This is a genomic window from Methanoregula sp. (assembly GCF_002835825.1).
Taxonomy (GTDB): Archaea; Halobacteriota; Methanomicrobia; order Methanomicrobiales; family Methanospirillaceae; genus Methanoregula.
In genome coordinates, this window is the sequence record NZ_PIZH01000708.1 from 1 (window position 1) to 1,106 (window position 1,106).

The following is a 1,106-nucleotide window of genomic DNA, read 5'->3' on the forward strand; positions in this document are numbered from 1 at the left end:
GCATGGACTTCTGAGTCCGGCAATAATTTACCAACCCTTTTTTATTCGGTCTTTCCCGCAACAACCCTTACACCCGAAGTCCCGGTCCGGGTTGAAATTCATAAGCTGAAGTCGTTCACGAACAACAACATGCCCGAAAACAGATATCCTGAAACGATCCGACGGGAAAAAAGAGAGCGGTTTTGTTCTACCGGGGTGTCAGGTTGTCGAGACCGTTGTCTGGATTTTCGGGGCTCCGACAACCGACTCGCCCTTCTTGACAATGACAAGACCGGTGGCATTAGTGTGGGGATCGATGTACCCAAACGAGCCCTCATTCTGGCTGAAGGTGTGCCCGAACCGTGCACCGGGGACGATGTCGTTTGAGGAGAACTTGATCCCGATGTCGGGCAGCGTCTGGATCTTGTGGACGGTGCGGTCCTCATTCACCCAGGCTATACCGGTTCCCGGCAGAACCATGATCTCCTGCGGCACGAACGTGTTGTTCCGTATATAGATGATCGTGGTCTGGGAGTGTGTCAGCTGGGGCTTGGGAGTTGCTGTCGGGACGGCAGCAGTAGTAACGACCTCGGTCACTTCAGCGGGTGCCGGTGTTGCACCGGTTTCGGCGGGCACTACGGCTGTTGCCGGCGGCATGGTCGGCTCTGTGGTGGGTTCCGGGGTCGGTACAGGCGCTGCCTGCTGTTGGGTACAGCCGCTTGCGGCAACCAGCAGAAGCAGAAAGATGCACACTCCATACACAATCTTCATAGCGAATTTATTGAATTCTTCGTAATATTAAATTTACTTCACGATTTGGCACGGATTTCCCATACAGGCCTCATTTTTCTGCCCGCATTGGAAAAAACCTGAAATTTTTTTGTCCGGTTGTATACCCGCTCCCATGTGATCGCTAGACCTGTGCGGGGGGATTTCATACGATTGAGGAGCAGCACAGCCTGAAGCAACAGCTTAATGAACCCGAACGCATGCACTATCACTCATGAGCGACCGCTTTATCCTCACCCTGTACCGGGCCGACTGTTACCACTGCAGGGAGCTTGCCGATCAGATCATCGACGCAGTTCCCAACAGGCCCCAGGTGTCGTGCTCCGACTCCGGCGCAC

General features: G+C 54.2%; 1 protein-coding gene. It reads right to left on the reverse strand.

All coding sequences use genetic code 11. From position 1 onward, the window contains the following. Nucleotides 1–198: 198 nt before the first annotated feature. Nucleotides 199–750 carry a hypothetical protein gene (locus CW742_RS14585; RefSeq protein ID WP_292421637.1) on the reverse strand — a complete coding sequence of 184 codons (552 nt, stop codon included), beginning with the start codon at nucleotides 748–750 and terminating at the stop codon, nucleotides 199–201. Nucleotides 751–1,106: the final 356 nt, after the last annotated feature.